The sequence below is a fragment of the Pseudomonas sp. P5_B2 genome, from assembly GCF_056400445.1.
Genome location: NZ_JBFULH010000871.1, coordinates 1 through 1,437, shown reverse-complemented (window position 1 = coordinate 1,437; position 1,437 = coordinate 1). Strand labels below are relative to the sequence as shown.

The following is a 1,437-nucleotide window of genomic DNA, read 5'->3' as shown; positions in this document are numbered from 1 at the left end:
CTTCCACACATTCTGCTTCCGTGAACGACAGCCTCCGTCCAAGCCTATGTTTCCTCGGAGTCATAGGCATGATTCATCACGCGTTCTGGACTAATGCAGCTATCTTTTCCTTCTGTCTGACCGTCAATATTCCAATAGCGGCGATCAAGCAAAGTACGCAGCCTGTAAAGAACGCGGGCAGATAGCTCAGCAGTATCTCGTGCGACAATCCTGCTGCGAAAGTCGCGATAGCCTGCCAAATTTAGAATTTGCACGTGGGCCGAGAATCTGGTTGTCGGAGTGTTCCCCAAGATTGCGACTACGGCTTCTCGAAAGCTCTTATTCCCCGTTGTACGGCAGGTCTAGCATCGACTGCATTGAACCACCGCGATAAGCGAGGCAGCGTTGCCCAGTTCAATTTGTCACGTACTGATGCAGCAATGGTGAACGCTGAGATATCTGCCATGGAGAAATGATCGCCAGCCATGAAGGCGTCGGTAAGAAAACTTTCCGAATAGACCAGTTGCTCGATGACAAGCCGCTCGATCTTTGCAGCTGCATCGTCAAGTCCAGTTTGGCGCAAGAAGAAAGCTGCGTGGCTAGGCGCAATGACGTCAGTCACGAAAAAGAAATACCGATCAAAAACCCGATCATGTTCCGATCCAAGTTGTGCGGGGGCTAGCCGGCCGGGAGCACTAGCGTCGGCGAACTGAATGATTGCGTTTGATTGATTGATGATCCGTGCCGGTACTGATGTGTTATCAACCAGAGTTGGGACTTTTCCAGCGGGATTGAGCGCCAGGTACGCCGGGTCGCGGTGCTCAAGTGCCCGCAGATTCAATAGGCGTGCCGTGTACGGCACACCTGCTTCTTCCAAGGCGATTGCAGCCCTCAGGCTGTTGCCGGTTTGGGCGCCGTACAGCTCTATAACAGCGTTCATCAGACACTCCCTCGCGCGGGATTTGGTTAGGCACGCGCTGCCTCAGGATGCGAGGTCGGGGCGACGGCGATGCCATTCGGTACTCTGCTGAAACACGTGGCCAAAATTCAGTAGCCTGTCCTCGGAAAATTGCGCTCCTACCAGCTGAAACACAATAGGAGTCGTGCCTTCACCCATGCCACAAGACAATTTTACCGATGGTCAGCCAATCATGTTGAACGAGCGAGTAAACGTGTGCAGTGCTGTGATCATCTTGAGATCGACATTGGCCATCCGTTCCTTTTCTGATCTCGTAAGGGCAATGGGGTTTTAGGTTTTCTCGTTGAAACATTTCAATAGTTCACTTCGAAGCCAGACCTCGGCTGGATCAGATTCATCTGCGCGGCGCCAAACAAGGCTGATAGCGGTTTTTCCGAGTGCGGTTTTCTGTAGTTCAGGCACTAAATTGGGCGCGTGGCCTACACCCACTGAAATTTCGCCAGACATTAGCATCTCAGACATCTGTTCAGCGCTTGTAT

The 1,437-nt window shown here is 52.3% G+C and carries 1 protein-coding gene and 1 pseudogene; both read right to left on the bottom strand.

The genetic code is table 11. The features are described 5' to 3' along the window. Positions 1 to 298: 298 nt before the first annotated feature. Positions 299 to 919, bottom strand: a complete 621-nt coding sequence (locus AC1DRJ_RS27595) for a glutathione S-transferase family protein (protein ID WP_477804936.1) — start codon at positions 917 to 919, stop codon at positions 299 to 301. Positions 920 to 1,228: 309 nt separating this feature from the next. Further along, positions 1,229 to 1,437, bottom strand: a pseudogene (locus AC1DRJ_RS27590) (LysR family transcriptional regulator); the annotation flags it as partial.